Below are 19,572 nucleotides of genomic sequence, written 5' to 3' on the forward strand. Positions count from 1 at the left end.
CGACGGCGGCAACCCGCATCATCGAATCCATGACGAACACGACGAAGATCTGGATCCCGCACGAGCGCGGGTCCGACCTGCTCGGCCCGGTGCCCGAAGGCTGCCGCGTCGAGATCATGCCGAGCCCGGACGAACTGCCGTCCGACCCGGCCGACGTCGTGTTCTGGGTGCCGCCGTTCCTGGCCAAGCCCGACGTCGTGACCCTGGCCGAGCGGATGCCGGCACTGCGGGTCGTCCAGCTCATGACTGCCGGCGCGGACGCCTGGACCGGCCGGCTGCCGTCCCGGGTCACGCTGTGCGACGCGCGGGGCGTGCACGACTCGTCGACCGCGGAGTGGGTCGTCGCCGCGATCCTCGCCTTCCTTCGGGACTTCCCGGTGTTCGCGCGGGCTCAGGAGCGGGGGCACTGGGCGTACCGCCAAACGGGCGAACTCGCCGGGAAGCGCGTCCTGATCGTCGGCTCGGGCTCGATCGGGCGGGCGCTGGAGGCCCGGCTGCTGCCGTTCGAGGTGTCGGTGACGCGGGTCGCCCGGCGGCCGCGGCCCGGCGTGCACGGCGTGGCGGAGCTGGCCGGGCTGCTGCCGTCGGCGGACATCGTGGTGCTGCTCGTGCCGCTGACGGCGGAGACGATCAGGCTGGTGGACAAGGCGTTCCTGGGCCGGCTGCCCGACGGTGCGCTGCTGGTCAACGCGGCCCGCGGGCCGGTCGTCGACACCGAGGCGATCATGGCGGAGGTGTCCGGCGGCCGCATCGGCTTCGCCGCGGACGTGATCGACCCCGAACCGTTGCCGTCCGATCACCCGTTGTGGCGACTGCCGAACGTCTTGCTCACCCCGCACGTGGCCGGGTCGGTGCGCGGACTGTTGCCGCGGGCGTACGGGCTGGCGGGGGAGCAACTGCGCCGGTTCGTGGCGGGAGCGCCGCTCGACAACGTCGTCAGCGACGGCTACTGAGCCTTTTCCAGCTCCTTGCCGCTCGCCTCGATCACTCGCGGGAGATCGTCGGCGCGGACGGCGTCGAGGGTGACCAGGTGGCCGTTGGCCAGCCGGGCCTGCACGGAGCCGCCCTGGGCGACGAGCCCGTCGACGGCGGCCCACAGGAACCGGCGGCTGCCCAGCAGGGCCCGCACGGTGAAGCCGCCCTCGTCGACGTCGGTGCCGGCCCGCCACGCCCACACGGTCACGGCCAGCGGGATCAGCGGCACGGGCAGGAACCAGAGGCTCTCGGCGAGCAGCGGCACGGCGCCGATCACGGTGATGGCGGCCGCGACGGCGATCGCGGCGCTGCGCCGGAACTTGACCTTGACCTGGTTGCTCACCCTGCCATCCTCCCATCTCCCGGGGACCGGTTTCTGCCGGTGGGTGGAGACATACTGACGGCCGTGGGGATCCTCTCGCTCGACACGTCCGGCGGGGTTACGCTCGGTGCCGTGTTGGACGAGATCGGCACCCGTCGGCCCCGGGTGCTGCCGTCGATGGCGGGAGGCTAGGACTTGACGACCGCAAACTCCTGGGTCGCCGGGGTCAAGAGCAGCCGCCGCGTCGGTGTGCGCCCGACCGGGGTGCTCGCCGGCGCGCTGCTCGTCACCGCCACGCTCGTCGCGCTCGTCGTCGCCGGCTGGGGCATCAAGGAGTTCAGCATCCTGTGGGGCGCCGCCGCCGTCGTGTCACTCGCCGGGGTCCTCACCCTCACGCTGCGCGGCTTTCCGCTCTTCGCCATCCTGACGGCGGTGGCCGGTGCCGTCGTCTGGGGCGCCGCGACCCGCACCTGGCTGCCCGAGAGCTGGTTCGACCTGGTCGGGCTGCTCAAGTTCATCGGCATCAACCTGGCCTTCGACGTGCCGCTCGTCGGCGGCTTCCTGTCCGCACTCGTGCTCGACGCCCGGCGCCTCTCCCGAGCCTCGATCGAGGAGGCTGTGAGCGGCCGCCGCTGGTGGGGTGAGCCCGACGACCACCTGCCGCGGCTCAAGGAGTTGGAGGCGCTGCCCTCGGCCCGGTTCTTCGCGCTCGGCGAGGGCGGCTGCACCCATCTCGTGGTCGCCGGCCGCCGGGTGGCACTGTTCCTGCCGACGGTCTGGCCGCACGGCGAGTTCACGATGGACACCGCCGGCCAGGTCCTGCGCGGCGGCCGGCTGTTCGTCCCCGGCTCGGAGGACGTCGACGGCCTCGCCGCCGAGGTGCACACCTGGCGCGAGCAACTGGCAAAGGTCGGCGCCGCGGTCCGGGGCTATCTCGTGGTCGCGCCGCCCCGGGGCGACGCGACCACGGACCTCGCCATCTCCGTCGCGCCCGGCGAGCACCTCCAGTTGGTCCACGCGCACGAGATGGCGGAGGCGGCGGGGCGCTGGCTGGCCGCCGAGCCGTACCGGGTGGACATCGCGGTCATGGAGCGCCTGCTGAAGATCGCCTCCGGCAGCCAGTTGCCCGAGCCGTCGCCGTTGGCCCGCACGTTCGCCCGAGAGGCCGCGACCCAGCCCGCGAGCCGCGCCGCACTGCCCACCGACGCGGCGTTCGCCGCGGCCGCCGGCGAGACCGAGGACGTCGCCGACGAGCGCAAGAGCCCGGTGCGCGGCCGGTTGGGCCGGCTCACGCGGGGCGCCGACCCTCGCACCCGCGACGAGTCCGGCTCCATCCCGGCCGACGGAGCTTCCGCTTTGGAGGCCGCCGACCGGGATTCCGTCGCATCCGGCTCCGCCGACTCGGGGGAGTCCCGGTCGACCCGCGAGCTGGTCGGCGCCTGGGACAGCGACTCGGCGAGCCGGCTGGCGGCCTGGGCGGCCGACGACCCCCCGCCCACCGAGATGCCCCGGGCCGGCCGGCGAGCCCGCCACGAGGCGCCCGAGGACGACCTGTCCTCGCCGGTATCCTCGTGGTCCTCGCCGCCGGCCGACCGGCTGAACACCGGCGAGTTCGTCGTGCCCGCCGTGCCCGGCGAGCCGTCCCGCTGGTCGAACGCCGGCGACGGCTTCCCGGTGATGTACGAGACCGGGACCTGGCCCGCGTCGAGCCCCGAGACCACGCCGTCGTCCAGGTGGGAGCCGCGTGCCGACCCGGCCGAGTCCGTGCCCCGGGCCGGCCGGCGCCGTGCCCGCTCGGACGAGGACGAGCCCCCGGCGACGCCGCTGTCGACAGGGTCGTTCGGTTACAGCACACCGGCGCCGCCGCCCATCGTCCCGGCCGGCGCCACCACGAGCGGGAGTCCGGACACCCAGCCTTCTTCGCCGCCACCGGCCGCCGTCCGGCCGGCCGCTCGTCCGGTGGTGCCGCCGCCGGCCGTCGCTCGTCCGTCTGTGCCGCCGCCGGCCGCGCGGCCCGTTGTTCCGCCGTCCTCAGCCGCGCCGCCGCCGTCCTCAGCCGCGCCGCCGCCGGCGGGGCGGCCGTCGTGGAGCGGCGGCCTGTTCGACGAGGTCGTGCCCGATCTGGTCGCCGAGCCGTTCGAGCTGCGTCGCTCCTGGGAGCCCGACCCGGCGGCCCGTTCCGCGCGCCGTCGCGAGCGGACCCAGCCGGCCGAGCCGCGGCCGTCCTCCGGCGGTCCCGCGCAGGCCGTTCCGGACGCGTCGTCCAGCGGCCCGCCGGTGCGTGATCTGCCGGTCCGTGATCTGCCGGTGACGCCGCCTCCGCCGGTCGACGAGGGCCCGGCCTGGTGGGAGCCGGAGGCGGCCAAGCCCGTCCGCGACCCGAAGCCGGCCGAGAGCGGCGGCAAGCGTTCGCGCTGGGGTCGGGCCAAGTCGTCCGACAAACCCGATAAGCCAGATAAGCCCGACAAGCAGGAGCTTGCCGAGCCGGTCACCGTCGGCAAGGCCACGGAGGCCACGACCCGCTGGGACCGCTTCGGTTCGGCTGCTGGACCTGACGAGACGTCCAGCCGGTCGTCCGGACCGAGGCCGGACGAGTCGGTGGGCCGTCGGGGTGGGACCGGTTCGGCGGCACGCTCCGACGAGCCCGCGGGCCGGTGGGACAGTCCCGGTTCGGTCGAGCAGGCCGGCACGTCGACGAGCCGGTGGGATCGTCTGGGGGCGGCCGAGGGCGGCGACGATCGGACGTTCCGGCGGGACAGCTCGGCGGCGGGCCGGGAGGTCGGCACGGAGCGCCCGGCGTGGGCCACCGAATCGACGTCGAGCTACGAGAGTGACCCGAGCGGCGAGTTCGCTCCCGGCCGCCGGTCGAGCCCCGACCCGGAGGACCGCCCAGGCGACTCCGGCGATCGTGGGTCGTTGCCCGCCCGGCGACAGCGTGACTTCAACTTCGACGACGACGTCAAGCCACTGGAACTCAACCTCGACGAGGAGCCCCGCAACAAGGAGGGCCGCGGCCGCCGCTTCCTGCGCCGAAAATAGCCTCGGCGGACCGGGCATTCGGGACATCACGATGCATCGGCGCTCATGTATGAGCGGGACTTTCATGATCGCGAAGACTTGTGTGCCATGGGGTCGGCCGGCGACCCCGGTGTTGCGCTACGGGACGGTAACGCACAGTCGTGCCGGTGGTGTCTGTCGCTCATGATCGCCGCTGGACCCGGGGCGACGCGTTCCGGGCCGGGCGACTGCATGATCATGGGAAAGATGTGGCTATCGGGGCAGCCACATCCTTCCCATGATCATGGGATCGAGCGCCTGGCGGCGGATTGGGCCGGAACGGGCGCCGGTCGGCGCGCCTCGGCGACGCTTCGCGAGACCGCGGCCCAATTGTCTGCCCTGTTCGGGTTGACCAGGGGGTGCCGGGGCTGAACTTCGCGCCCTGTGGCATAGGTGCGGCAAGTCTTCAGGATCATGAAAGCACGGCGATAGCGGCGCGGAACGCCGACGGGCGATCCGCGCCGCTCGCGGCACGGGCTAGTGCCAGCCGGGCATCGGGTAGCCGGCCAGCAGCTCGCGGACCTCGGCGGCGATGGTGTTCAGCGCCGGCTCGTCGTCCTTGACGGCCGCGTCGACCGCGCGGGAGATCCAGTCTGCGACCTGGGGCATCTGGGCCTCGGTCAGGCCGCGGGTCGTCAGGGCCGGGGTGCCCAGGCGGACGCCCGAGGGGTCGAACGGCTTGCGGGTGTCGTACGGGACCGTGTTGTAGTTGGTCTCGATGCCCGCCCGGTCGAGCGCGCGCGCCGCCGGCTTGCCGCCGATGCCCTTGTTGGTCAGGTCGAGCAGGATCAGGTGGTTGTCGGTGCCGCCCGAGACCAGGTCGAAGCCGCGCTCGATCAGGGCGTCGGCCAGTGCGCGGGCGTTGGCCACGATCTGGTGGGCATACGTCCGGAACTCCGGCTTCGCCGCCTCGCCCAGGGCGACCGCGATGCCCGCCGTGGTGTGATTGTGCGGGCCGCCCTGCAAGCCGGGGAAGACCGCCTTGTCCAGCGCCTTCGCGTGCTTCTCGTCCGACATCAGCATCGCGCCGCGCGGGCCGCGCAGGGTCTTGTGGGTCGTCGTGGAGATGACTTCGGCGTGGCCGACCGGCGACGGGTGGGCGCCACCGGCGATCAGGCCGGCGATGTGGGCGATGTCGGCCACGAGCACGGCGTCGACCTCGCGGGCGATCTCGGCGAAACGCGGGAAGTCGATGGTGCGCGGAATGGCCGTACCACCCGAGAAAATGATCTTCGGTCGTTCGCGGAGCGCGATGTCGCGCACCTCGTCGAAGTCGATGCGGCCGTCCTCGCGGCGGACCGTGTACTGCACGGCGCGGAACCAGGCGCCGGTGGCCGAGACGGACCAGCCGTGGGTCAGGTGGCCGCCCATCGGCAGCGCCATGCCCATGATCGTGTCGCCCGGCTTGGCGAGCGCCATGTAGACGGCCAGGTTGGCCGGCGAGCCGGAGTAGGGCTGCACGTTGGCGTGGTCGACGCCGAACACCGACTTGGCGCGGGCGATCGCCAGCTCCTCGATCGGGTCGATGAACTTCTGGCCCTCGTAGTAGCGCTTGCCGGGATAGCCCTCGGAGTACTTGTTCGTGAGGACGGTGCCGGTCGCCTCGAGCACGGCCTGGGAGACGTAGTTCTCCGAGGCGATCATCCGTAGGGTGTCGTGCTGCCGCTCGGCTTCACCCTGGATGAGGCCGGCCAGCTCCTGGTCGGCCTGGGTGAGGGCATTCAGTGCGGGGACGTGCATGAGCTGCCTCCTGGCGTTCAGCCGATCGGGCACCCAGGCGCGCGGTGCCAGCGATGCAATGGGAGCTCCCCGGTGGTCGGTTCCACCTTGATGTGCGCCAGTCGCGGGTACCCCGAGATGGTAGTCCACAACCGGACCGGCATCCGCGGGGTACGGCGCACGTCACGGCACCTTGCGATACGCCCCGTCGCTCGCGGACGTCGCCATCGAGGCGTAGGCCCGCAGCGCCGCCGAGACCGGGCGGTCGCGGTCGGCCGGGGTGTACGGGTGTTCGCGCTTGTCCTGCGCCACCCGCCGCGCCTGCAACTCGTCCTCGGACACGCGCAGCTCGATCGACCGGTTGGGGATGTCGATCTCGATGATGTCGCCGTCTTCCACGAGGGCGATCAGGCCCCCGCCCGCCGCCTCGGGGGAGACGTGGCCGATCGACAGACCGGAGGTGCCGCCGCTGAAGCGCCCGTCGGTGATCAGCGCGCAGGCCCGTCCCAGGCCCCGGCCCTTGAGGAACGACGTCGGGTACAGCATCTCCTGCATGCCCGGGCCGCCCTTGGGCCCCTCGTAGCGGATGACCACGACGTCGCCCTCGGTCACGACCTTGCCGAGGATGCCCTCGACGGCCGCGTCCTGCGACTCGAAGACGCGCGCCGGGCCGCGGAAGGTGAGGTTCTCCTCCGGCACGCCGGCGGTCTTGACCACGCAGCCGTCCGGCGCGATGTTGCCGAACAGGATCGCGAGGCCGCCGTCGGCGGTGTACGCGTGCTCCAGGGAGCGGATGCAGCCGTCGGCGGCGTCCGTGTCCAGGGTGTTCCACCGGTTGGTGGTCGAGAACGGCTCGGTGGTGCGGACCCCGCCGGGCGCGGCGTGGAAGAGCTCGATCGCGGCCTCGGAGGCCGTGCCGCCGCGGATGTCCCACTCCGCCAGCCACGTCTCCAGTGTCGGGGCGTGGACGCTGGAGACGTCGCGGTTGAGCAGGCCGGCCCGGTCCAGTTCGCCGAGGATGGCCGGGATGCCGCCCGCCCGGTGGACGTCTTCCATGTGGTACTTCGGGCTGTTCGGCGCCACCTTCGCGAGGCACGGCACGCGGCGCGAGATCGCGTCGATGTCGGCGACGCTGAAGTCGACCTCCGCCTCGCGGGCGGCGGCGAGCAGGTGCAGGATGGTGTTGGTCGAGCCGCCCATGGCGACGTCGAGAGCGACCGCGTTTTCGAACGCGGGGCGGGAGGCGATCGCGCGGGGCAGCACCGCGGCGTCGTCCTCGCCGTAGTACCGCTTGCAGAGGTCGACGATCAGAGTGCCGGCCCGCTCGAACAGCGCCTTGCGGGCGGCGTGCGTGGCGAGGACCGAGCCGTTGCCGGGCAGGGCGAGGCCGATCGCCTCGGTCAGGCAGTTCATCGAGTTGGCGGTGAACATGCCGGAGCACGAGCCGCACGTCGGGCAGGCGGAGCGCTCGATCCGGGCGAGCTGCTCGTCGGTGACGGCCTCGTTGGCGGAGGCGATCATGGCGTCGATGAGGTCGAGCTTTTCGTGGACCACGCCCTCGATCGCGACGGTCTTGCCGGCCTCCATGGGGCCGCCGGAGACGAAGACGGTCGGGATGTTGAGACGCAGGGCGGCGAGCAGCATGCCGGGCGTGATCTTGTCGCAGTTGGAGATGCACACGAGGGCGTCGGCGCAGTGCGCCTGCACCATGTACTCGACGGCGTCGGCGATGAGCTCGCGGCTGGGCAGCGAGTAGAGCATGCCGCCGTGGCCCATGGCGATGCCGTCGTCGACGGCGATGGTGTTGAACTCCTTGGCGACCCCGCCGGCCTCGGCGACCGCGTCGGCGACGATGATCCCGAGGTTGCGCAGGTGGACATGGCCCGGCACGAACTGCGTGAAACTGTTGGCGATGGCGACGATCGGCTTACCGAAGTCGGAGTCGGTCATGCCGGTGGCGCGCCAGAGGGCGCGTGCGCCGGCCATGTTGCGACCAGAAGTAGAGGTCTTGGACCGCAGCTCGGGCATACCTGCCAGCATGACATGGTCCAGATCCTGGGATCGGTTGACTCAGGCCGTGAGATACGTCAGAGTGGGCACATGTCGTCGAGGTCGCTCCGAGTACTTATCATCTAGCGCGCCGACGCCTGCCGTCAGCGCGCTAGCCCCCCGTGCATCGCACGTGGGGTTTTTTCATGTCCGGGGCCATGACCAAGACACCTTCGAGCGAAAGTGCGAACTGCGATGACGAGACCGACGCCTGAAGTCCTCGCCCACCGAGCACATCCGACGCCACCGCCCGCCGCCGCGTCCACCGCGACGCCGGCCACGGTCGCGGCCGAGAAGGTCGCGAAGCCGGCAGGCCGCCCGGCGGAGGAGCTCCTCACCGGTGCCCAGATCCTGGTGCGCTCGTTCGAGCAGCTCGGCGCGGACGTCGTGTTCGGCATTCCCGGCGGTGCGATCCTTCCGGCGTACGACCCGCTGTTCGACTCGGAGGCGGTCCGGCACATCCTGGTCCGCCACGAGCAGGGCGCCGGCCACGCGGCGACCGGCTATGCGCAGGCGACCGGCAAGGTCGGCGTCTGCATGGCCACCTCCGGTCCCGGCGCGACCAACCTGGTGACCCCGATCGCGGACGCCTACATGGACTCCGTCGGCATCGTCGCCATCACCGGCCAGGTCTCCTCGGCCTCGATCGGCACCGACGCGTTCCAGGAAGCGGACATCGCCGGCATCACGCTGCCGATCACGAAGCACAACTACCTGGTCAAGTCGGGCGAGGAGCTGCCCCGCATCCTGATGGAGGCGTTCCACCTCGCCTCGTCCGGCCGGCCTGGCCCGGTCCTCGTCGACATTCCCAAGGACGTGCTGCAGAAGCAGACGACGTTCAAGTGGCCGCCGACGATGGAGCTGCCCGGGTACCACCCGACGCTGCACCCGCACGGCAAGCAGATCCGCGAGGCGGCACGCCTGATCACCAACGCCAAGCGTCCGGTTCTTTACGTCGGCGGCGGCGTGATCAAGGCCCGCGCCTCCGAGGTGCTGCGGAAGCTGGCCGAGCTGACCGGCGCGCCGGTCGTCACCACGCTGATGGCGCGCGGCGCGTTCCCCGACTCGCACCCGCAGCACATGGGCATGCCCGGCATGCACGGCTCGGTCGGGGCGGTCTACGCGCTGCAAAAGGCCGACCTGCTGATCGCCCTCGGCGCGCGGTTCGACGACCGCGTCACCGGTGAGCTGGCCACGTTCGCGCCGAACGCGCAGGTCGTCCACGCCGACATCGACCCGGCCGAGATCGGCAAGAACCGGGTCGCCGACGTGCCGATCGTCGGTGACGCCAAGCACGTCATCGAGGAGCTGATCGCCGCGGTGACCGCCGAGCACAACGCCGGGCGCAAGCCCGGCCTGACCGACTGGTGGGCGACGCTCGACGACATCCGCGTCCGGTATCCGCTGGGCTACGAGGAGCCGGCCGACGGGACGCTCTCCCCGCAGTACGTCATCGAGCGCATCGGCGCGATCGTCGGGCCGGACGCGATCTACACGGCGGGTGTCGGCCAGCACCAGATGTGGGCCGCGCAGTTCGTCAAGTACGAGCACCCGGCGACCTGGCTGAACTCCGGCGGTCTGGGCACCATGGGCTACGCGGTGCCGGCGGCGATGGGCGCCAAGGTCGGCCGGCCGGACAAGACGGTCTGGGCGATCGACGGCGACGGCTGCTTCCAGATGACCAACCAGGAGCTCGCCACCTGTGCGCTGGAGGGCATCCCGATCAAGGTCGCCGTCATCAACAACGGCAACCTCGGCATGGTCCGCCAGTGGCAGACGCTGTTCTACGACGAGCGGTATTCCAACACCGAGCTCGGCACGCACAAGCACCGGATCCCCGACTTCGTGAAGCTGGCCGACGCGCTCGGCTGCGTCGGTCTGCGCTGCGAGAACAAGCAGGACGTCGACGCCACGATCGAGGCCGCGATGCGGGTGACCGACCAGCCGGTCGTCGTCGACTTCGTCGTCGGCAAGGACGCCATGGTGTGGCCGATGGTCGCCGCAGGCACGAGCAACGACGAGATCATGTTCGCGCGCGGCGTCGCGCCCACGTTCGACAAGGACGACATCTGAGATGACCAAGCACACCCTCTCCGTTCTGGTCGAGAACAAACCCGGCATCCTGGCTCGGGTCGCCGGGCTGTTCGCCCGGCGCGGCTTCAACATCGACTCCCTGGCTGTCGGCGAGACCGAGCACCCCGAGGTCTCCCGGATGACGATCGTGGTCAACGCGGAGGACTCTCCGCTGGAGCAGGTCACCAAGCAGCTCAACAAGCTGGTGCAGGTCCTGAAGATCGTCGAACTCGACGCCAACGCGAGCGTGCAGCGCGAGCTGCTGCTGGTGAAGGTGCGCGCGGAGCGTCCGGTCCGCTCGCAGGTCCTCGAGACCGTGCAGCTCTTCCGGGCCCGCGTGGTCGACGTCTCCCCGGATGCCCTCACGATCGAGGCGACGGGGACGTCGGAGAAGCTGGACGCGCTGCTTCGTGATCTGGAGCCGTTCGGTATCAAGGAAATGGTCCAGTCCGGCGTCGTGGCCATCGGCCGCGGTTCCCGCTCCATCACGACCGGCCCGGCGCTTCGCGCCGCCTCTTAGAAACCATTGAAAGGACAAGCAATGCCCGCCGAGGTGTACTACGACGACGACGCCGACCTGTCGTTGATCCAGGGCCGAAAGGTCGCGGTGCTCGGCTACGGCAGCCAGGGCCACGCCCACGCGCTGTCGCTGCGCGACTCCGGTGTCGACGTTCGTGTCGGCCTGCCCGAGGGCTCGAAGAGCCGCGCCAAGGCCGAGGAGCAGGGCCTGCGCGTGCTCACGCCGGCCGAGGCCTCCGCCGAGGCGGACGTGATCATGATTCTGGCGCCGGACACGGCCCAGCGGACCCTCTACGCCGAGTCGGTCGCGCCCCACCTGACCGCCGGCAAGGCGCTGTTCTTCGGCCACGGCCTCAACATCCGGTACGGCTTCATCACTCCGCCCGCGGACGTGGACGTGGCGATGGTGGCACCGAAGGGCCCGGGCCACCTGGTCCGCCGGCAGTTCGTCGACGGCAAGGGCGTGCCCTGCCTCGTCGCCGTCGAGCAGGACGCCACCGGCAACGCCTTCGCCCTGGCCCTCGCCTACGCGGCGGGCATCGGCGGCACGCGTGCCGGCGTGATCAAGACCACGTTCAAGGAGGAGACGGAGACCGACCTGTTCGGCGAGCAGGCGGTGCTCTGCGGCGGCGCCTCGGCGCTGGTGCAGACCGGCTTCGAGGTGCTCACCGAGGCGGGCTACGCCCCCGAGGTCGCATACTTCGAGTGCCTCCACGAGCTGAAGCTGATCGTGGACCTGATGTACGAGGGCGGCATCGCCCGCATGCGGTACAGCGTCTCCGACACCGCCGAGTACGGCGACTACAGCCGCGGCCCGCGCGTCGTCGACGCCCGGGTCAAGGAGGAGATGAAGCGCATCCTGGCCGAGATCCAGTCCGGCGAGTTCGCCCGCGAGTGGATCGCCGAGGACGACGCCGGCCGGCCGAACTTCGCCAAGTACCGCGAGCAGGGCGCGAACCACCCGATCGAGGAGACCGGCAAGAAGCTGCGCTCGATGATGAGCTGGGTCGACCGGCCCATCACCGAGACCGCCTGACATCCGGCGAAGAGGCCCTCGCCACGGCGGGGGCCTCTTCGCTTGACTCTCCCGTCGCTGGAGGCTCCACGCTCGTCGGTATGACGACGAACCTGACGCCTGACGAGCAGCGCGAACTCTTCGGAGACTTCGACCCCGACCAGCACGCCGAGGAGGCGGAGCGGAGATGGGGCCAGACCGAGGCGTACCGGCAGTCCGCGCAGCGGACCTCCAACTACACGAAACAGGACTGGGAGCGCATCAAGGCGGAGGCCGAGGCGAACACCGAGGCCCTCGCGGCGGCGTTCACCGCCGGTGTCCCGGCCGGCGACCAGCGGGCCACGGATCTCGCCGAGGAACACCGGCGGCACATCAGCCGGTGGTTCTACGACTGCTCGTACGAGATCCACCGCGGTCTCGGTGACATGTACGTCGCCGATCCGCGGTTCACCGCCAACTACGACACCGCCCACCCCGGCCTGGCGCAGTACATCCGCGACGCGATCCACGCCAATGCGGACCGCGTCCGGTCGTAGGACCGAACCCGAGCGCGGCCCCGGTCGTGGGGGACTCCACGACCGGGGCCGTCGCCGTGGTGCGGGGGAGCCTGGTCAGGATCCGGCAGGGATCGACACGGACGGGTGTTGTGATCGCGCTCACGCCGCGGTGAGCGGGGGGTGCCGGGGCCACGGGCCTACGATCGCGTGAAGGCCGACCCCAGCCCGGCCCCGTCGCCGTCTCTTGTGCGTGGCGTGCAATGCCGCGCCCCACGCATCGACGCCAGCCGCAGCCTGAGAGCCGAGGACCGCCGTATGACCCTCCCTCCTGACCCCCCGGTGGTGCTGATCGCCGAGGAGCTGGCCCCGTCCGCCCTCGAAGTGCTCGCCGACGACTACGACGTCCGTCACATCGACGGCACCGACCGTCCGGCGCTGCTCAAGGCGCTCGCCGACGCCAGTGCGGTGATCGTGCGAAGCGCCACCCAGATCGACGCCGAGGCCGTCGCCGCCGCGCCCCGGCTCAAGGTCGTCGCCCGCGCGGGCGTCGGCCTGGACAACGTCGACGTCCCCGCCGCCACCGCCCGTGGCGTCATGGTCGTCAACGCACCCACCTCCAACATCGTCTCCGCCGCCGAGCAGGCCGTCACGCTGCTGCTCGCCGTCGCGCGCAACACCGCCGCCGCGTCGGCCGCGCTCAAGGCCGGCGAGTGGAAGCGGTCGAGGTACACCGGCGTCGAGCTGTCCGGCAAGGTCGTCGGTGTCATCGGCCTGGGCCGCATCGGCGTCCTGTTCGCGCAGCGCATGGCCGCGTTCGGCGTCCGGCTGGTCGCCTACGACCCCTACATCCAGCCCGCGCGCGCCGCCGCGCTGGGCGTGCGGCTGCTCGGCCTCGACGAGCTGCTGCGGGAGAGCGACTTCATCTCCATCCACCTGCCGAAGACCCCGGAGACGGTGGGGCTCATCGGCGCCCGCGAGCTCCAGCTCGTCAAGCCCGGCGTCCGCATCGTCAACGCGGCCCGCGGCGGCCTGGTCGACGAGCAGGCCCTCGCCGACGCGATCGCCGCCGGCCGGGTCGCCGGCGCCGGCATCGACGTCTTCGCCAAGGAGCCGTGCGTCGCGTCGCCGCTGTTCGCGTTCGACAACGTGGTCGCCACGCCGCACCTGGGCGCGTCCACCCACGAGGCGCAGGACAAGGCGGGCCTGGCCGTGGCGCGCAGCGTCAAGCTGGCCCTCGACGGGGAGTTCGTCCCCGATGCGGTGAATGTCCAGGTCGGCGGCGTCGTCGCGGAAGAGGTACGACCCCTGCTGCCCCTGGCGGAGAAGCTCGGCCGGGTGTTCACCGCGGTCGCCGGCGGGGTCGCCTCCTCGGTCACCGTCGAGGTGCACGGCGACGTGGCGGCGCACGACGTGTCGGTGCTCAAGCTCGCCGCCACCAAGGGGCTCTTCAGCGGTGTCGTCGCTGAGCAGGTCACCTACGTCAACGCGCCGCACCTGGCGGCCGACCGGGGCGTCGAGGTGGCCCTCGCGGTGTTCACCGAGTCGACAGATCACACAAATCTGGTGACCGTGCGTGGGGCGCTTCCGGACGGCCGGGTAGCCTCGGTCTCCGGCACCTCCGTCGCCGGCCCGCGCGAGGCCCTGAAGCTGACCGACATCGACGGCTTCAGCCTGGAGCTCGGCGCCGATGGAGTGCTGTTGTTCTTCCGATATGCCGACCGCCCCGGGGTCGTCGGCACCGTCGGGTCGATACTGGGAACGGCGGGGGTCAACATCGCGGCGATGCAGGTCGCCCGGCGCGAGGCCGGCGGCGAGGCGCTCATGACGCTGACCGTCGACAACGCGGTCGGGGCGGACCTGCTCAACGAGGCGCAGCAGGCGATCGGCGCCACAGCGGCGAGCACGGTCGACCTGTCCGGCGAATAGCAGACATTCCTCTCAAAGAGGGCGGGGAGCGTGGCGGCGTTCCCCGCCCTCGCTTTTGCGGTGTTTCCTGGATCGTGAGACGGCCGTCCACGAAGTAGGACGAGCGCGTACCGTTATCGGGTCTGAGGAAAGGGGCGCAGTGGTGGCGAGAATCGCGGTCGTGGCCGGCGACGGCATCGGGACGGAAGTGGTGGCACAGGCGCTGAAGGTGCTGCGTGTCGTCCTGCCGGAGGTCGAGACGAACGACTACGACCTGGGTGCCGCCCGCTACAACCGCACCGGCGAGGTGCTCCCCGGCAGCGTGCTGGAGGAGCTGCGCGGCCACGACGCCATCCTGCTGGGTGCCGTCGGCGACCCGAGCGTCCCGCCGGGTGTCCTGGAGCGCGGCCTGCTGCTGAAACTGCGGTTCGACTTCGACCAGTACGTGAACCTTCGCCCCTCTCGGCTCTGGCCGGGCACGACCAGCTCGCTCGCCGGCGTGAAGCCCGGCGAGATCGACCTCGTCGTCGTCCGGGAAGGCACCGAGGGCCTCTACGTCGGCGCCGGTGGCAACCTGCATCAGGACACGCCCGCCGAGGTCGCCACCGAGGAGAGCCTCAACACCCGCCACGGCGTCGAGCGGGTCATCCGCGACGCCTTCGCCCGTGCCCGCAAGCGCGAGCGGCGCAAGGTGACGCTGGTCCACAAGACCAACGTCCTCACGCACGCCGGTGGCCTGTGGGCGCGGACCTTCGACGCGGTCAAGGCCGAGTTCCCGGACATCGAGACCGAATACCAGCACGTCGACGCGGCCGCCATGTTCCTGGTGACCAACCCGCAGCGCTACGACGTGGTCGTCACCGACAACCTTTTCGGTGACATCCTCACCGACATCGCCGCCGCGGTCACCGGCGGCATCGGGCTTGCCGCCAGCGGTTCGATCAACCCGGAGCGGGCGTTTCCGTCGATGTTCGAGCCCGTGCACGGCTCGGCGCCGGACATCGCGGGCAAGGGCATCGCCGACCCGTCGGCCGCCGTGCTCTCCGCCGCGCTGCTGCTCGACCACCTCGGTCACCCCGAGGCCGCCGCGCGGGTCTCCGAGGCCGTCGGCGCCGAGGTGACGGCACGGACCCCCGGTTCCGCGCTGTCGACCGAGGCGGTCGGTGACCGCTTGGCCGCCGCGGTGGCATGACCCCACGTCCGGCAAGGCGTCCGCGAGCACCGCGGGCGCCTGCCGGAAGTATCCGCCGTTCCGCGCGCTGGCTGCGATTGAACGTCCGTTCGGGTAAGTTGCAGGCACGGCGTGCGGACTTCGCGTGCCGAGATTCTGGGTGTATCCGGGTGTAGTGGAGGCAGGTATGAACGGCGGTGAAACTCTCGACTTCGAGATCCGTCCGCATTTGTCGCCGGTAGCCGCCGAGGAACGGTCCGCGTTGATGGCCAACCCCGGTTTCGGGCGGATCTTCACCGACCACATGGTCACCGTGCGGTATGCCGACGGCAAGGGCTGGTATGACGCCCGCGTCGAGCAGCGCGCGCCGATCCCGATGGACCCGGCGACCGCCGTGCTGCACTACGCGCAGGAGGTCTTCGAGGGCCTCAAGGCCTATCGGACCGTCGACGGCGGGGTCACGCTGTTCCGCCCCGACGCCAACGCCGCCCGCTTCCGCGCCTCGGCGCAGCGGATGGCCATGGCCCCGGTGCCCGAGCGGCTCTTCCTCGACGCGCTGGAAGCGCTCATCCGCGTCGACCGCGAGTGGGTGCCCAACGATCCGGAGGGCAGCCTCTACCTGCGCCCGTTCCAGTACGCGAGCGAGGTGTTCCTCGGCGTCAAACCCTCCTCGGAATACCTCTTCCTGGTCATCGCGTCGCCGGTCGGCAGCTATTTCAAGGGTGGCGTGAAGCCCGTCAACGTCTGGGTGTCCCGCGACTACACGCGGGCCGCCACCGGCGGCACCGGCGCGGCGAAGTGCGGCGGCAACTACGCCGCCAGTCTCGTCGCCCAGGCCGAGGCGATCGAGCACGGCTGTGACCAGGTGGTGTTCCTCGACGCCGTCGAGCAGAAGTACGTGGAAGAGCTCGGCGGCATGAACGTCTTCTTCGTCTTCGACGACGGCTCGATCGTCACCCCGCCGCTCACCGGCACGATCCTGCCCGGCATCACCCGCGAGTCGGTGATCCGCCTGGCCCGTGACGGAGGTCTGACGGTTCGCGAGGAGCTGTATTCGTACGAGCAGTGGCGTGCGGACGCGGTGAGCGGCAGGCTGCGCGAGGCGTTCGCCTGCGGGACGGCTGCGGTGATCACCCCGATCGGCGTGGTCCGCGACCGCGAGGGCGAGTTCACGGTCGCCGACGGCAAGGCCGGCCAGACGACGATGTCGCTGCGTGACACGCTGGTGGGCATCCAGCGGGGCCAGTTCGACGACCCGTACGGCTGGGTCCACCGCGTCCTGTGACCCCGGTTGACCCGGGTTCGATCCTGGCAGGTCCCACGACCTTCTAGGATCGGCCGCGGTCAGGCGGGCCAGCGGCCCAGGTTGGCGTTGCGGCCCAGCGCGGTCCGGTTGATCCGCGGGGCCGGCCGGCCGTAGGCCATACGCAGCGCCTCCTCGGCCAGTCGCGCATCCGGGCAGGGCCAGAACGCCTTGCATTCGCAGAAGTTGTCGGGGCGTGGCCGGTGCGCCTCGTGCAGGGCCCGCGCCACCCGCCACAACAGCGGGTCCGCGCATCCCGACGGAGGGTCGAGCGGTGGCCCGTCCGGGCCGTTCGGAACTCCGTCGGTCATCGTGCCCCCAGGTCCACGGCATACGCGCTGCGTAACGACCGTTATCGTCGCGACGCGGGCAGGCTGTCCGCAACGTGCACATGCGAGTTACACCGCAACGGTCGATGCCGTCCACCCGAAAGACCCGGACATGCGTACGGGTGCCGGAGCCGCCACTCCGACACCCGTACAAGAGGAAAGCTCCGTTAGCCGAGAGCCGCCTCTGCATCGAGGGTTACCGCCAACGCGTGAACCACCGCGGCGGCGCGCAACACCTCGTCGACCACTTCCCGGGACACCCCTGCACCGTGAAGTGATCTTTCGTGCGATTCCAGGCACACCCCGCACCCGGTGATCGCGGATACTGCCACTGACCACAGCTCGGAGTCGACCATGGGGACCCCGGGCGTGGCGGTCACCTGGCGGCGCAGCCGCGCCGGCAGGTGCTGATACGCCTCGTCACCGATCAGGTGCTTGGCGCGGAAGTAGACGTTGTGGATCGCCATGCGCGACGCCACCGCCTTGGCTGTCTCGGCGGCCTCCGGCTTGAGGTGGTCGTCGGCCTCGGCCGCGACGGCGCGGAGGACGAGCGCGCTGCGGGTGGTCATCGCGCCGGCGAGCACGGTGCCCCAGAGCTGCTGCTCGGTGAGCCGGTCGCCGGAGAGCACGGAGTTGAGGTTCAGTGCGACGTCCCGCGCATACGGCGGGAGCGCCGCCTTGAGCGCCGAGATCGACATCGAACGTGCACCTCCCTCACCACGGCGTCCCTCCGAACCTGCTCCAAACCTTGACCGATCCGCGTTACAGCTTCGTGACGAACAGGGTGAATCGTGAAGCAGATCACCTGAGTTCTCAAAATCCGGAATCACCTGTCACACGCGGCGAGCGCGTGGCAAGCTACCGAACGTGACTCGGCTCATTATTGGCCCCTAGCGCGCCCAGCATCCTCCGCTGGCCGCGCAGACCTCTCGCATTCCGCGAGGGGTCTTTTTGTTGGTCCTGCCCCCTGCCGAGAGTCGAGAGTGCCAAAGCCAAGAGGAGACAAACCATGCAGGTGTACGACACGACACTGCGCGACGGGGCCCAGCGCGAGGCGATCAGCTACTCGGTGGTCGACAAGCTCGCCGTGGCGCGGCTGCTCGACGAGTTCGGCGTCGGGTTCATCGAAGGCGGCTGGCCGGGGGCGTTGCCGAAGGACACCGAGTTCTTCCGGAGAGCGCGGACCGAGCTGAACCTCAAACACGCGGTGTTCGTGGCGTTCGGCGCCACCCGGAAGGCCGGCGTCCGCGTGCAGGACGACGCCCAGGTCCGTGCGCTGCTCGACGCCGAGACCCCGGCGGTGACGCTCGTCGCCAAGTCCGACCTGCGCCACGTCGAGCGGGCCCTGCGCACGACCCCCGAGGAGAACCTCGCGATGGTCCGCGACACGGTCGCCTACTTCGTCGCCGAGGGCCGGCGGGTCTTCCTCGACTGCGAGCACTTCTTCGACGGCTACCGGTTCGACCCCGACTACACCGCCGGCGTCGCGCTGGCGGCCCTGGAGGCCGGCGCGGAGGTGGCCGTCATGTGCGACACCAACGGTGGCATGCTGCCGTCGCTGATCACCCGCACGGTCGGCGAGGTCCGCGAGCGGCTCGCGGTGGCCCTCGGCATCAGCCCGGAGGAGGCCGTCGCCCGGCTCGGCATCCACTGCCAGAACGACACCTCCTGCGCCGTCGCCAACACCGTCGCCGCCGTCGAGGCCGGCGTACCGCACTTCCAGTGCACCGCCAACGGCTACGGCGAGCGGCCCGGCAACGCCGACCTCTTCGCCGTCGTCGGCAACCTGCAGCTCAAGCTCGGCATGCCGGTCCTACCGGACGGCTGCATCGAGCAGATGGTGCGCGTCTCGCACGCCATCGCCGAGATCGCCAACATCGCACCCGACACCCACCAGGCCTACGTCGGGTCGTCAGCGTTCGCCCACAAGGCGGGCCTGCACGCGAGCGCGATCAAAGTGGATCCCGTGCTCTACAACCACATCGACCCCGTCGTCGTGGGCAACGACATGCGGATTCTGGTGACCGAGATGGCCGGCCGGGCCAGTATCGAGCTCAAGGCGCGCGAGCTCGGTATCGACCTGGCCGGTCATCCGGAAGCCCTGTCGCGGGTCACCACCCGGGTCAAGGAACTGGAGGCCCGCGGGTGGTCGTTCGAGGCCGCCGACGCCTCCTTCGAGCTGCTGGCCCGCGCCGAGCTCGCCGACGGCACGCTGCCGCGGCCGTTCGCCCTGGAGTCCTACCGGGTGCTGGTCGAGCACCGCGAGGACGGCGCGGTGGTGTCCGAGGCGACGGTGAAGGTACGGGTCCGCGGCGAGCGGATCATCGCCACCGCCGAGGGCAACGGCCCGGTCAACGCCCTCGACGAGGCGCTGCGGGTGGCGCTGACGAAGCACTACCCCGAGCTGTCCCGCTTCGAGCTCGCCGACTACAAGGTCCGCATCCTGGAGGGCAGTCACGGCACCGGTGCGGTCACCCGGGTGCTGGTGGAGACCCGGTCGACGGGCGAGGACTGGACCACCGTCGGTGTCCACGAGAACGTGGTGGAGGCGAGCTGGCAGGCGCTCGTCGACGCCCTGAGCTACGGCCTCTCGCACCAGGTGCGCGTCTGACCGGTACGGTGGGGCCGCCGTCCGGCG

The 19,572-nt window shown here is 71.1% G+C and carries 15 protein-coding genes and 1 riboswitch; of the genes, 10 read left to right on the top strand and 5 right to left on the bottom strand.

Annotated features, from left to right (window positions below; translation table 11 throughout):
• Positions 1 to 29 precede the first annotated feature (29 nt).
• The gene (locus Drose_RS07700) at positions 30 to 953 is read left to right on the top strand and encodes a 2-hydroxyacid dehydrogenase (protein WP_260727496.1); all 924 of its coding nucleotides are present in this window, start codon (positions 30 to 32) and stop codon (positions 951 to 953) included.
• Here the strand turns inward: Drose_RS07700 and Drose_RS07705 are convergent.
• A complete protein-coding gene (locus Drose_RS07705; RefSeq protein WP_260727497.1) occupies positions 947 to 1,318 on the bottom strand; it encodes a PH domain-containing protein in 372 nt (123 codons plus the stop codon). The two genes, Drose_RS07700 and Drose_RS07705, sit on opposite strands and share 7 nt — an antisense overlap.
• A 174-nt stretch (positions 1,319 to 1,492) precedes the next feature.
• On the opposite strand from Drose_RS07705, the gene Drose_RS07710 reads away from it, so the two are divergent.
• Positions 1,493 to 4,336 (top strand): hypothetical protein, encoded by a 2,844-nt coding sequence (locus Drose_RS07710; RefSeq protein ID WP_260727498.1) that lies wholly within the window; start codon positions 1,493 to 1,495, stop codon positions 4,334 to 4,336.
• A 495-nt stretch (positions 4,337 to 4,831) separates the two neighbouring features.
• Here Drose_RS07710 and Drose_RS07715 read toward each other — a convergent pair whose 3' ends face one another.
• A complete protein-coding gene (locus tag Drose_RS07715; RefSeq protein WP_260727499.1) occupies positions 4,832 to 6,094 on the bottom strand; it encodes a serine hydroxymethyltransferase in 1,263 nt (420 codons plus the stop codon).
• A 24-nt stretch (positions 6,095 to 6,118) separates the two neighbouring features.
• Positions 6,119 to 6,209: riboswitch (ZMP/ZTP riboswitch) on the bottom strand.
• A gap of 47 nt (positions 6,210 to 6,256) precedes the next feature.
• Positions 6,257 to 8,101, bottom strand: coding sequence for a dihydroxy-acid dehydratase (ilvD, locus tag Drose_RS07720; RefSeq protein ID WP_260727500.1), 1,845 nt, complete (start codon positions 8,099 to 8,101; stop codon positions 6,257 to 6,259).
• A gap of 216 nt (positions 8,102 to 8,317) precedes the next feature.
• Between ilvD and Drose_RS07725 the strand changes: the two genes are divergently transcribed.
• The 7 genes from Drose_RS07725 to Drose_RS07755 all read left to right on the top strand — a co-directional run bounded on the left by Drose_RS07725 (position 8,318) and on the right by Drose_RS07755 (position 16,587).
• The gene (locus Drose_RS07725; RefSeq protein WP_260727501.1) at positions 8,318 to 10,195 is read left to right on the top strand and encodes an acetolactate synthase large subunit; all 1,878 of its coding nucleotides are present in this window, start codon (positions 8,318 to 8,320) and stop codon (positions 10,193 to 10,195) included.
• A 1-nt stretch (position 10,196) separates the two neighbouring features.
• On the top strand, positions 10,197 to 10,715 hold the full coding sequence (gene ilvN / locus Drose_RS07730; protein ID WP_259861879.1) for an acetolactate synthase small subunit: 519 nt from the start codon (positions 10,197 to 10,199) through the stop codon (positions 10,713 to 10,715).
• A gap of 21 nt (positions 10,716 to 10,736) precedes the next feature.
• Complete coding sequence (ilvC, locus tag Drose_RS07735; RefSeq protein WP_260727502.1) at positions 10,737 to 11,750, top strand: ketol-acid reductoisomerase; 1,014 nt, start codon at positions 10,737 to 10,739, stop codon at positions 11,748 to 11,750.
• An 80-nt stretch (positions 11,751 to 11,830) separates the two neighbouring features.
• A complete protein-coding gene (locus Drose_RS07740; protein WP_260727503.1) occupies positions 11,831 to 12,265 on the top strand; it encodes a TipAS antibiotic-recognition domain-containing protein in 435 nt (144 codons plus the stop codon).
• A gap of 276 nt (positions 12,266 to 12,541) precedes the next feature.
• Positions 12,542 to 14,152 (top strand): phosphoglycerate dehydrogenase, encoded by a 1,611-nt coding sequence (serA, locus tag Drose_RS07745; RefSeq protein ID WP_260727504.1) that lies wholly within the window; start codon positions 12,542 to 12,544, stop codon positions 14,150 to 14,152.
• 142 nt (positions 14,153 to 14,294) lie between these two features.
• Positions 14,295 to 15,323, top strand: coding sequence for a 3-isopropylmalate dehydrogenase (locus Drose_RS07750; RefSeq protein WP_260727505.1), 1,029 nt, complete (start codon positions 14,295 to 14,297; stop codon positions 15,321 to 15,323).
• 166 nt (positions 15,324 to 15,489) lie between these two features.
• Positions 15,490 to 16,587, top strand: a complete 1,098-nt coding sequence (locus tag Drose_RS07755) for a branched-chain amino acid aminotransferase (RefSeq protein WP_260727506.1) — start codon at positions 15,490 to 15,492, stop codon at positions 16,585 to 16,587.
• A gap of 59 nt (positions 16,588 to 16,646) precedes the next feature.
• Here Drose_RS07755 and Drose_RS07760 read toward each other — a convergent pair whose 3' ends face one another.
• Positions 16,647 to 16,916 (bottom strand): hypothetical protein, encoded by a 270-nt coding sequence (locus Drose_RS07760; protein ID WP_260727507.1) that lies wholly within the window; start codon positions 16,914 to 16,916, stop codon positions 16,647 to 16,649.
• A 185-nt stretch (positions 16,917 to 17,101) separates the two neighbouring features.
• Positions 17,102 to 17,632 (bottom strand): carboxymuconolactone decarboxylase family protein, encoded by a 531-nt coding sequence (locus Drose_RS07765; RefSeq protein ID WP_260727508.1) that lies wholly within the window; start codon positions 17,630 to 17,632, stop codon positions 17,102 to 17,104.
• Positions 17,633 to 17,943: 311 nt separating this feature from the next.
• Between Drose_RS07765 and cimA the strand changes: the two genes are divergently transcribed.
• A complete protein-coding gene (gene cimA / locus Drose_RS07770) occupies positions 17,944 to 19,545 on the top strand; it encodes a citramalate synthase (RefSeq protein WP_260727509.1) in 1,602 nt (533 codons plus the stop codon).
• Positions 19,546 to 19,572 lie beyond the last annotated feature (27 nt).

This window comes from Dactylosporangium roseum (genome assembly GCF_025264685.1).
In the GTDB taxonomy this organism is placed as follows: Bacteria; Actinomycetota; Actinomycetes; order Mycobacteriales; family Micromonosporaceae; genus Dactylosporangium; species Dactylosporangium roseum.

Bases quoted from the DNA above. Each gene is read 5' to 3' on its own strand.
- Drose_RS07700 (WP_260727496.1), top strand. From the start codon at position 30: ATGACGAACACGACGAAGATCTGGATCCCGCACGAGCGCGGGTCCGAC.
- Drose_RS07715 (WP_260727499.1), bottom strand. From the start codon at position 6,094: ATGCACGTCCCCGCACTGAATGCCCTCACCCAGGCCGACCAGGAGCTG.
- ilvD (WP_260727500.1), bottom strand. From the start codon at position 8,101: ATGCCCGAGCTGCGGTCCAAGACCTCTACTTCTGGTCGCAACATGGCC.
- Drose_RS07725 (WP_260727501.1), top strand. From the start codon at position 8,318: ATGACGAGACCGACGCCTGAAGTCCTCGCCCACCGAGCACATCCGACG.
- ilvN (WP_259861879.1), top strand. From the start codon at position 10,197: ATGACCAAGCACACCCTCTCCGTTCTGGTCGAGAACAAACCCGGCATC.
- ilvC (WP_260727502.1), top strand. From the start codon at position 10,737: ATGCCCGCCGAGGTGTACTACGACGACGACGCCGACCTGTCGTTGATC.
- Drose_RS07740 (WP_260727503.1), top strand. From the start codon at position 11,831: ATGACGACGAACCTGACGCCTGACGAGCAGCGCGAACTCTTCGGAGAC.
- serA (WP_260727504.1), top strand. From the start codon at position 12,542: ATGACCCTCCCTCCTGACCCCCCGGTGGTGCTGATCGCCGAGGAGCTG.
- Drose_RS07755 (WP_260727506.1), top strand. From the start codon at position 15,490: ATGAACGGCGGTGAAACTCTCGACTTCGAGATCCGTCCGCATTTGTCG.
- Drose_RS07760 (WP_260727507.1), bottom strand. From the start codon at position 16,916: ATGACCGACGGAGTTCCGAACGGCCCGGACGGGCCACCGCTCGACCCT.
- Drose_RS07765 (WP_260727508.1), bottom strand. From the start codon at position 17,632: ATGTCGATCTCGGCGCTCAAGGCGGCGCTCCCGCCGTATGCGCGGGAC.
- cimA (WP_260727509.1), top strand. From the start codon at position 17,944: ATGCAGGTGTACGACACGACACTGCGCGACGGGGCCCAGCGCGAGGCG.